The organism is Brevundimonas sp. P7753 (assembly GCF_013386595.1).
Taxonomy (GTDB): domain Bacteria; phylum Pseudomonadota; class Alphaproteobacteria; order Caulobacterales; family Caulobacteraceae; genus Brevundimonas; species Brevundimonas bullata.
Genome location: NZ_JACARP010000136.1, coordinates 269 through 9,987 on the forward strand (window position 1 = coordinate 269; position 9,719 = coordinate 9,987).

Here is a 9,719-nt window from a genome sequence, read left to right on the forward strand (position 1 = left end):
GATCGCCCGCCGTCAGCCGGCCCACCAGCACCGCCTTGGGATCGTCGCGCAACGCCTTGAGGTTGTCCTCGGGCGTGCCTGGCCTGGCCTGATCGGCGGTCAGGTCGAAGCGGGTCCTCAGCCAGTTCCAGAAGCCGGCCTGGTCGGCGGGGCTCATCAGGATGGGCCGGTCGCGCAGGGCCGACAGGGTCTCCAGCGGCTGATCCGGGCGCGCCATCAGGACCACGGGGTCCTTTTGCAGGAAGGCGGCGACGGCCTTGACCGGGGCGCGGTCGGCGATCAGCCGCATGGGGGCGAAGCTGTCGGCGCCGACGGCCAGTTCGACGGCGCTGGCGGCCAGCAGGGCGGGCACGTCGGCCCCGGCGGCTCCGGTCAGGATCTCGACGTTCAGGCCGCGCCGCTCATAGGCCCCGGTGGCGATGGCCTGATAGAAGCCGCCATGGGCGGCGGTGACAGGTCCGCCGGCGGCGAGGCGCAGGCGCACGCGGCCGGACTCGTCGACCGGCGCCTCGGCGCGGCCGCAGGCGGACAGGGCGCTCACGGCGGTCAGGCCGGCGGCGCCCAGCAGCAGATTGCGGCGGGAGAGTCGGTCGAAGGTCATTGAGGGATGGTTTAGGGGGCGGCGGCGGACTTGGAAAGGTCGGCGGCGCCGCACTGCACACCGCAATTGAGCGAGGGGACGCGACCCCGAGGCGCCCGAAGGCGGTCCCCTGATCGCGTCCCCTCGCCAAGTCCGGGTTGGACCTGGCCGGTTGGGTCAGGGCCTGGCCGTTTTCCGAAGCGAAAATCTGCGTTTGAACGCGAAGCGTCCAGACCGATTTTCGCGGCGGCGCCGACGGGCGGACCCGGCGGCGGCGGCTGGTCTCCTGGCGGCTCCTGGTCGCGTCGGGCGCGTCGTCGGGACGCGTCGTCTTCGATCCTGGCCCGGTTCTCCACAACCCCTGCGCCGAAGCGCTGAAAGGTCGGGAGCCTGTGGCCCTGCGTCGGTGTTTCCGCATCCCCCGAAGAGGCTTGGAACCCTGGGTCAGAGAGCCGGGCCGGTTCGCTTGAAACCCCCGTCGCCATTGCTGGTCTGGGGTTTCCGCGCCGCCGTGTCCCTTGGCCTGATGAGGGTCTGACGAACGAGGGTTTCTGGCAAGCGAGCGATTCGGCGCCCTGTGGGCAAGTGGCGCCGAGGTGGTGGGCAAGTCTGTGGATGGCTGTGGAGCAATGCAATTCGCGACGCCGGATCAGGCGCGTGGCGGCGTCCACAGGAAAGCGCAGGCGGATCGAAGATGAGCGGGAATTAACGGGGCGGCGAACGCGGGTTCCTCTAACAGTCGCGCTTGAGCCGTCGAGGGCGGCGCTTTCGATCCTTCCAAGGTTGCCTGTCGTGAATTCAGTTCGTTTTTCCGCTGGTCTTGTGGCCCTGGGCGTCGCCCTAGCTCTGACGGGGGGCGCCGCCGCCCAGACCTATCGTCCGACCTTCCACCCGGACCAGCTGAAGGGGCCGCCGGCGGGTCGGGTCAACGAGGTGTTGGTGGTGGGATCGCCGCATCTGGCCCAGATGGGCGACGCGGTGAAGGCCGAGATGCTGGCGCCGCTGCTGGATCGCCTGGCGGCCTGGGCGCCCGAGGTGATCGCCATCGAGAACGTCTCGGGCCTCCAATGCGACGCTATGCGCCGCTATCCGCAGCGCTACGCCGTGTCGATCAGCGACTACTGCGAGGACTTCAGCCACGCTGGTCAGCAGACCGGGCTGGACGTCCCGGCGGCCAACGCCGAAGCCGAGCGGCTGCTGGCGGAATGGCCCGCCGCGCCGACGCCGGAGCAGCGTCGCCGTCTGGCGGCGGTCTTCCTGGCGGCGGGCGAGCCGACCTCGGCCCTGGTCCAGTGGCTGCGTCTGGCTCCGGCAGAACGCCGTGAGGGCGAGGGGCTGGACGCGACTCTGGTCGCGCAACTGAACACCCAGCGGGACAGCATCAACGAGAGCGATTCCGTCGCCGCCGTTCTGGCCGCGCGGCTGGGGCTGGAACGGGTGTGGAGCGTCGACGATCATTCGGCCGACCGCTATCCGGCGGACATCAAGGGCTTCGTCCGGGCGATCCGTCAGGTCTGGAACAACCCGGCGAACGAAGAGCGCAAGGCGGCGGAGGCGCCGTTCACGGCCGGCCTGTCGCAGCCGGACGGCCTGCTGAACCTCTATCGCTACTACAACAGCGCCGAGGCCCAGCGCCTGGCCTATGAGGGCGACTTCGGCGCGGCCCAGAAGGACCCGTCGCCCGAGGGCTTCGGCCGGATGTATCTGGCGGCCTATGAGACGCGGAACCTGCGCATGGTCGCCAACATGCGCGACGTCATGGGGGTCAAGCCGGGCGTGAAGATGCTGACCCTCGTGGGCGCCTCGCACAAGGGCTACTACGAGGCCTATCTGAACCAGATGCACGACGTGGTGCTGGCGGACGTGGATCAGGTGCTGCGCTGAGGCAGGACTGAAAGGGGAGGGGGCTTCGGAGCGCCGAGCCCACTTCCCGCTTCGCACCCCTCGCTGACATCGACGACGGCCGCTTTCCGGCCTGGTGGTCGATGTCCGCTTTCAGCGCCAAAGCCTAGGACCGAAATCGACCCAAAGCGGTCCTTCGTCGAGGTCGCGATAGTCGGCTGACCCTACGAGAGAAACCGATGTCGCCCGACCTTATGATGGCTGTCGTCAGCGCAGGATTGGCCCAAACGGCTCCGCTGCCTCCGCCTCCGCCCCCGAAGCCGCCGCTCGTCCACGGCTACGTCTATTTTGAGTCCGGCTCCGCGACGCCCGTCAGGCGTTATCAGATCGATCCCATCGAGTATCTGGGGCCGAGAGTTCCAACGGACAGTTTCGTCTATGTGCGGGGTCAGACTGATACCGCGGGTTCCGAGGCGTTCAATCAGGCCCTCGCCTGGAAGCGGGCGTTCGCCGTGGCTGACCTCCTCGTTCTGGAAGGCGTGGACCCGCGGCGCATAATCGTCATGTCTTGCGGCGAACGGCTTCTGAACCGTTCGACAGCCGATGATACGTCAGATCCGCTGAACCGGTTCGTGCTGTTTGACTGGTCTTCCGAACCGCCTCGGGCATTGGCCTCGTGTCCGATGAAGCCCTACCGCCGCTGAGGCCCGCTTGCCGCCCACAATCAACTCCGGTTCCGAGCAGCCATGACCGCTTGCCACCCCTAGCTGACATTCCGCCAGTCCGCTTGTCGAGGATGCGGGCAGCGCGGCACTACCGCGCAAGGGCCGCGCGCTTCTCTTCCAGTTCCAGCCATTCCAGTTCGGCGGCTTCGAGGTCGGCGCGGGCCTTGTCGGCGGCCTTCATGGCGGCGTCGAAGGCCTTGGGGTCGCGGGTGTAGAGGGACTGGTCGGCCAGGATGGCGTCCTGCCTGGCGATCTGGCCGGGCAGGGTTTCCAGCAGGGCTTCCAGCTCTTTCAGCCGGTGGGCGTCCTTGAAGGACAGCTTGCCGGGCTTTTTTGTGGGGGCAGCGGTTGCGGGCGCGGGGTTGGCGGCGGCGCGGTCGGCGGCTTCCTTGTCCTGCGGACGCGGGTTGGCGCCGGGCTGGAGGAAGCCGGGGTTCTGGCGGATGAAGTCGGTCCAGCCGCCGGGGGTTTCGACGATGTCGCCGCGCCCGTTCATGGCGATGGTCGAGGTGGCCAGACGGTCGACGAAGTCGCGGTCGTGCGACACCAGGATCAGGGTGCCGTCATAGGACTCCAGCAGCTCTTCCAGCTTGTCGAGGGTGTCCATGTCCAGGTCGTTGGTCGGTTCGTCGAGGACCAGCATATTGGCGGGCTTGGCCAGGGCGCGGGCCAGCAGCAGGCGGTTGCGCTCGCCGCCCGACAGGGTCGAGATCGGCTGGCGCAGCTGGGCCTCGGAGAAGAGGAAGTCCTTGGCGTAGGCCGCGACGTGCTTGGAGAAGCCGCGCACGATGATGCTGTCGCCGCCGCCGGGCGTCAGGGCGTCCCACAGGGTCATGTCCGACTTCAGCCCCTCGCGCGACTGATCCAGATAGACGGGTTCGAGGTTGGAGCCGAGTTTGACCGTGCCCTCGTCGGGGGTCAGTTCGCCCAGCAGCACCTTGACCAGGGTGGTCTTGCCCGCGCCGTTGGGACCGACGATGGCCAGCCGGTCGCCGCGGATGATGCGGGTGGTGAAGGGCTTGAAGATGGTGCGGTCGCCAAAGACCTTGGACACGCCCTTGAGGTCGGCCACCAGCTTGCCCGAGGTGACGCCGGAATCGACGCCGAGATAGAGCTCGCGCGGCTGATCCTTGGCCCGTTCGGCGTGCTCGCTGCGCAGGGCTTGCAGCGAGCGGGCGCGGCCTTCGTTGCGGCTGCGGCGCGCGGTGATGGAGGAGTAGAAGGTCGCGGTCTCTCGCTCGATGGTCTTGGACAGACGACGCAAGGACTCGGCCTCTTCCTCCATGACCTTGGTGGACCACTCGTCAAAGGCGTTGAAGCCCTTGTTCAGGGTGCGGACGCGGCGGTTTTCCAGCCAGTGGACGGTGTTGGTCACCTTGTTCAGGAAGGCGCGGTCGTGGCTGACGACCAGGACGGCGAAGCGGGCCTGAACCAGCTCGTTTTCCAGCAGTTCGATGGCCAGGATGTCGAGGTGGTTGGTCGGCTCGTCCAGCATCAGGACGTCGGGTTCTTCGGCGAACGCCTTGGCCAGGGCCGCGCGGCGCGTCTCGCCGCCCGACAGGCCGACGGCCGATTTTTCCGGGTCGAGGCCGAAGGTGGCCAGCCAGCTTTCGGCGGTCCAGCGCTCGGCGCCGCCGGATGCGGCGTAGTCCAGCAGGGTGTCGCCTTTGACGTCCGGCTCTTGCGGCACATAGGCGAAGCGGGTGCCGGCCTGGACCGAACGGTCGCCCGAGTCCTGCTCGATCAGGCCCATGACGACCTTCATCAGGGTCGACTTGCCGGCGCCGTTGCGCCCGACCAGGGCGGCGCGGGTGCGCGGTTCAACCGCGAGATCGACGCCGTCGAACAGCGGACGCTGGCCGTCCTGAAGGCGGACATCTTTAAGTGCGACGAGGGGGGGTCTGGCAGCCATGGCGCGGCCTATAGCCTGCCCCGCGCCCGACCGCCATCGGAGTCAGGCGAAGCGGTCGGCGGACTTGCGGCGTTTAGTGCTGAACGGGTTACGGCCCAGACCCAGGACATCGCAGAGCGTCATCAGGGCGAGGACGCCGCCTAACCAGAGACCGCCCCATGCGAAGAGGGTGCGATTGTAGGACAGCGGGGCGTCCTCGGCGATGGTCGAGATGAAGAAGACCACCAGAGGAACCAGCCAGTTTCGTGCGAGTACAAGACCGGAAACCTGTCGCGGTCCGGCCACAACGGCGGTCGCGGCGGACAGCAAGAGCACGGCTAGAGCCGGGCCGGCGAGGACCGGGAAGGTCTGGGACTGATTCGCCAGGACGGCGCCGATCGTCGCGGCGACGGCCAGCAGGACCCCGGCCCGCTTGTGGCCCTGGTCGTCGGTTGGCCAGAGGCGGGTCAGGTGCAGGCCGCCCGCGCTGAATGCGAGCAGGCCCGTGATGATCGTCAGTTGCAGGGCGGGACGGTCAGCCGTGGCGAAGCCGCTGATGAACCACAGCGGCAGGAAGAGCGGCGTCCAGGCCCAGAGCCGGTAGAGTCTTTGGGACCAGGGATCTTCGTCAGCAGTGACCGTCGCCCAGGCTGCGACCGCCAGCCCCGTCAAACCAAAGATCGCCGACGCCAACGGCCTTGCGGCGGTTCCCAGGTTCAGAGGAACGAGCGAGGCGATCAGGATCAACGCGGCGAGGGCCGGAACCCAACCCGAGATTATCCAGAAACCTCGGTCGCGGGGGGTGTCGTTGAGCCATTTCCAGCGTGGCAGAACAAGGAGGTGATGGGCGGCCAGCGCCAGTAGGCTCGAGCTGGCCAGTCCTGCTGCGAGGCCGGTCATGAAGTGGGCGCCCCCGGCGCCGTCCGGTGCTTCCGATGCGGCGTAAAACCCGGCCAGCAGGGTGATGGCGACGACGAACCAGAAGCTGGCCGTCCCCAGTCGAGGGCGGGACAGATAGGCCCGCCACCAGGCGACGGAGTCCGCGTCGAGATAGCCGAGAACGTAGGGGGCCTCTTGATCGATGCGGGCCAGAAGATCGGCGATGCGGCTGGCCAGTTCGGGTTTCATGCGAGCGTCGAGGCGCATCCGCCAGCCGACCGGGCGGCTGAGGGCCATGAAGGAGTCGTGGGCAGGTGAATCCGGGTTGCGCAGGCGGCGGATGGTCTCAAGGTCCTCGCGATGCTGCAGGGCGCCGAGGCCGGGGTTCCAGTGGTGGCCGACAGGTTGGTGGTCCCAGCCGAAGAAGGTGATGGTGGGCTCCAGCATGACGTCGAAGCCTGGGCCGCGCTGGGCGGCCAACTGACCCAGCCAGTGCTCGGTCGATTCATGCACGTCGAGGGCGCCGAGGGCGGGCGAGCGGAAGACGGCGACCAGGGCGGTCAGGACCGCTTCGTTGTCAGGCGTGGGCTGACGCAGGGCCTCGGACAGGGCGTCGCAGCGGCGCTGATGCTCGACACGCTCGGCGCGGTCACGCTCGATCTCGGCGACCAGGGCGGGGTCCTGTTGCGGGGCTTGGTCCAGGGTCGAGACCGAGGCCGTGTGGTCAGCCGCGCCTTGGACGGGGGCAGGGGCGGCGTCCAGTTCCTGGTCGACCGTTTCGTCTTCGGGCCAGTCCTGCGCCGACCAGGCGGCGTGGCGGGCGTGGTTCATGGCCTGTTCGAAGGCGGCGCGAAGCGCCTGAAAGCCCTCGGGGTCGTCCTCGGGATGAACGATCTTCAGCCGCCGGGCGTAGGCGCGACGGATCTCGCGCTCGTCGGTCGAGGGGGAGATGGCGAGTTCGCGCCAGATGGAGGTGCTCACAGCCAGGTCGAGCCTTCGAACTGGTCGAGGACCTGCGTCAGCTCGGCGCGGCCGTGTTCGATTTCGCGGGGGGCCTGGCGCTCCAGGATGAAGGCGAAGCGGTCTAGGTGCTGGCCGATGAAGTGGCGCTGGTCGCCTAGGGCGTCCTCGTAACAGCGGGCGGCGCGGGCCAGGATGACGCGGTTCAGGTCGGCGTCGCGCGGGTGGTGCTTGAGCGCGGCCAGGGCTTCGCGGCGCTTGAGGAAGTCGGGGCCGGACATGACGTCTTCGTCGGCGATGACCAGTTCGCGACGCTCGCCGGTTTTCGGCACATGGACGTCGACCTCCAGCAGGCCGTTGATGTCGTAGGAGAAGCGGACCTCGATGGCGATCTCGCCGGCCGGGGCGGCGGGGACGGCGACATCCAGCTCGCCGAGGCGAATGTTGTCGATCACGGCTCGGGACTCGCCCTGATAGATGGGCAGTTTCACCTGGCGCTGATTGGCCTCCATGGTGGAATAGACTTGGAGGCGGCTGGCCGGGATGACGGTGTTGCGCTCTATGATGGGGGAGAAGACGCCGTGGCGGATCATGCCGCCGGGGCCGCGCTCGCTGATCTCGACCCCCAGGCTGTAGGGGCAGACGTCGGTCAGGACGACCTCCTTCAGCGCCGTGTCGCGCGACTTCAACCCGGCCTGGATGGCGGCGCCCAGGGCCACGGCCTGATCCGGGTCGACGGCGTTGGAGGGGAAGCGACCGAACATCCGGGTCAGGGCGCGGCGCACGACGGGCATACGCGTGGCCCCGCCGACCATGACGATCTCCTGCAGGCCGTCGGCGCGCAGGCCCGCGTCGCGCAGAGCTCGCAGGACGGGATCGCGCAGCCGGGTCAGCAGGCCGGAGCACATCTCCTCGAAGGCGTCGGCGGTGAAGCCGTGCTCGAAGCTCTCGTCCTTCCAGGTCACGGTCATGGTGGCGGCGGCGCCTTCGGTCAGGGCGCGACGGGCGCGTTCGGCCGCGGCGCGGATACGTTCGCGCAGCAGGGGATCGGCGCGGTCCTGGGCCGAGAGGCGGTCGCCGACAGCCTTGCCGAAGGCCTCGATCAGCAGCTGGTTGAAGTCCTCGCCGCCCAGGCGGTTGTCACCGGTGGAGGCGCGAACCTCGATGACGCCCTCGAAGATTTCCAGCACGGAGACGTCAAAGGTGCCGCCGCCTAGGTCGAAGACCAAAAAGCGGCTCTCGTCGTCCAGTTCATGGATGCCGTAGGCCAGGGCGGCGGCGGTCGGTTCGTTCAGCAGGCGCTCGACCTTGAGTCCGGCCAGTTCGCCGGCGCGGCGGGTGGCCTTGCGCTGCTTGTCGTTGAAATAGGCCGGGACGGTGATCACGGCCTCAGTCACCGGCTGGCCCAGATAGGCGGCGGCGTCGTCAGCCAGGCGGCGCAGGACCAGGGCGGACAGCTCCTCGGGCAGGAAGCTCTGCCTGCCCAGTTTGGTCGGGCGGTTGGCGCCCATGTAGCGCTTGAAGGCCGTGGCGGTCAGGGCGGGGTGGGTCGATTGCCGCTCGCGCGCGGCCAGTCCGACCAGGACGTCGCCGGTCGTGTCGTCCAGGCTGACAGCCGAGGGCGTCAGGAGATGGCCAAGGCTGTTGGGAATCAGCTCCGCCTTGCCGTCGCGCCAGACGCCGACCGCGCTGTTGGTCGTCCCCAGATCAATGCCGATTATCACGCTGGCCCCCGCCTAATGCTGCGCTTGTCTTAGCGGTCAGGGCGTCTGGTCTTCAAGTCGAAGCGCGGCGTTCGGTGAAATTGGATTGGCCCGTAACCGTCTAGTTGGTATGTAATGGCATGGACGCTCAGATACGCCGCCGCGCGCCGGAAGCCACCCGGGCCGAGATCATCGACATGGCCATAGAGGTCGCCGCGGAGCAGGGGGCGATGGGGTTGACGCTGGACGCGGTGGTCGCGCGCCTGCCGTTCAGCAAGGGCGCCTTGCTGCATCATTTCCCGACCAAGCTGGCCTTGCTGGAGGGCGTGATCGACCATCTGGCCGGGGAGATGACGGCCCAGGTGCTGGAAGAGGCGGGGCGCGATCCCAACCCCTATGGCCGCAATGCGCGGGCCTATCTGAGGGCCACGGTCAACGACCCGGTGACGGAGCGCGACGTCAGCATCGGCCGGGCGGCCCTGGTGGCCTGCGCCGTCGAGCCGGGGCTGATCGTGCGCTGGCGGGCGGCGATGCGGGCCCTGGCCGAGGACGATCCGGTCGATCCGGCGGGCAAGGACGACGCCCTGATGCTGCGGCTGATTGCGGACGGTCTGTGGATGAGCGATCTGTTCGGGACGCATGAGGTGTCGCCGGAACAGCGCAAGGCCCTGTTGTCGTTGCTGACGCCAGGTGTGTTGCTGGCCGAGGCGGGCGAGGCATGAACCCCGTGACCTGGGCGGCCCTGCTGGGCGCCATCGGCCTGGAGGTGCTGGGGACGACGCTGTTGCAGCAGTCGCAGCAGTTCACGCGGCCGTGGCCTACGGCGGGGCTGGCGCTTTGTTACGGCCTGGCCTTCTATCTGCTGACCATTGCCTTGAAGCAGATGCCGGTGGGGCTGGCCTACGCCATCTGGAGCGGGCTGGGGGTGGTGCTGATCTCGATCATCGGTCTGGTTCTGTTCAAGCAGAAACTGGATGTGCCGGCGGTGGTCGGCCTGGTGATGATCGTGGGCGGGGTGGTGGTGATCAACCTGTTTTCCAAGAGTGTGACGCATTGAGCAATAGTTCTCCCTCCCCTATATGGGGAGGGTGGCTGGCGCGAAGCGGCAGGCGGGTGGGGGCGCTTCGGCACATCAGGCG

Annotated in this window: 8 protein-coding genes; 4 read left to right on the forward strand and 4 right to left on the reverse strand. The window is 68.2% G+C overall.

Features of this window, described 5'->3' with window-relative positions; translation table 11 throughout:
- Nucleotides 1-601, reverse strand: a 601-nt coding sequence (locus HX774_RS18280) for an ABC transporter substrate-binding protein (protein WP_255500547.1), incomplete at its 3' end; no start/stop codon positions are given.
- A gap of 771 nt (nt 602-1,372) precedes the next feature.
- Between HX774_RS18280 and HX774_RS20285 the strand changes: the two genes are divergently transcribed.
- On the forward strand, nt 1,373-2,464 hold the full coding sequence (locus HX774_RS20285; RefSeq protein ID WP_178828872.1) for a DUF5694 domain-containing protein: 1,092 nt from the start codon (nt 1,373-1,375) through the stop codon (nt 2,462-2,464).
- Between the two features lie 197 nt (nt 2,465-2,661).
- Nucleotides 2,662-3,126 carry an OmpA family protein gene (locus tag HX774_RS18290; RefSeq protein ID WP_178828873.1) on the forward strand — a complete coding sequence of 155 codons (465 nt, stop codon included), beginning with the start codon at nt 2,662-2,664 and terminating at the stop codon, nt 3,124-3,126.
- Between the two features lie 109 nt (nt 3,127-3,235).
- Here HX774_RS18290 and HX774_RS18295 read toward each other — a convergent pair whose 3' ends face one another.
- From HX774_RS18295 to HX774_RS18305, 3 genes are read right to left on the reverse strand one after another with little or no spacing between them, the layout of a single operon-like run.
- Nucleotides 3,236-5,059, reverse strand: coding sequence for an ABC-F family ATP-binding cassette domain-containing protein (locus HX774_RS18295; RefSeq protein WP_178828874.1), 1,824 nt, complete (start codon nt 5,057-5,059; stop codon nt 3,236-3,238).
- A 42-nt stretch (nt 5,060-5,101) separates the two neighbouring features.
- On the reverse strand, nt 5,102-6,898 hold the full coding sequence (locus HX774_RS18300) for a hypothetical protein (RefSeq protein WP_178828875.1): 1,797 nt from the start codon (nt 6,896-6,898) through the stop codon (nt 5,102-5,104).
- The gene (locus HX774_RS18305) at nt 6,895-8,601 is read right to left on the reverse strand and encodes a molecular chaperone HscC (protein WP_178828876.1); all 1,707 of its coding nucleotides are present in this window, start codon (nt 8,599-8,601) and stop codon (nt 6,895-6,897) included. Before HX774_RS18305 ends, HX774_RS18300 begins: the two co-directional genes overlap by 4 nt.
- Nucleotides 8,602-8,720: 119 nt before the next feature.
- Between HX774_RS18305 and HX774_RS18310 the strand changes: the two genes are divergently transcribed.
- Both HX774_RS18310 and HX774_RS18315 read left to right on the forward strand, forming a co-directional pair.
- Nucleotides 8,721-9,302 (forward strand): TetR/AcrR family transcriptional regulator, encoded by a 582-nt coding sequence (locus tag HX774_RS18310; RefSeq protein ID WP_178828877.1) that lies wholly within the window; start codon nt 8,721-8,723, stop codon nt 9,300-9,302.
- Nucleotides 9,299-9,637: a multidrug efflux SMR transporter gene (locus HX774_RS18315; RefSeq protein ID WP_114818763.1), complete on the forward strand. Its 339-nt coding sequence runs from the start codon at nt 9,299-9,301 to the stop codon at nt 9,635-9,637. The genes HX774_RS18310 and HX774_RS18315 overlap by 4 nt, the downstream gene beginning before the upstream one ends.
- The last annotated feature ends 82 nt before the right edge of the window (nt 9,638-9,719 follow it).